This window comes from Microbulbifer mangrovi, assembly GCF_002009015.1.
Taxonomy (GTDB): Bacteria; Pseudomonadota; Gammaproteobacteria; order Pseudomonadales; family Cellvibrionaceae; genus Microbulbifer; species Microbulbifer mangrovi.
Map to the genome: position 1 here is coordinate 1 of NZ_LZDE01000002.1, position 206 is coordinate 206.

Below are 206 nucleotides of genomic sequence, written 5' to 3' on the forward strand. Positions count from 1 at the left end.
AACGGTCTTTCCACAGAGAGCGATTACGACCCCCAGGGGCGCCTGTACAAGCTGCGTGTCGCCAAAGGGGATGCCCCTGTGGAAAACCCTGCACCGGTTCTTCCTTTACTGGAGCGCACCTACGGCTACAACCGCAGCGGCCAGCTCACCCGTATCGAAGATAGCCTGCGCGGCACCCGCAACTATCACTACGACGCGCTAGACCG

The 206-nt window shown here is 61.2% G+C and carries 1 protein-coding gene; it reads left to right on the forward strand.

The window, feature by feature from the left end; all coding sequences use genetic code 11:
* On the forward strand, nt 1-206 hold a 206-nt coding region (locus B4U49_RS18945; RefSeq protein WP_158078506.1), incomplete at both ends, for a hypothetical protein.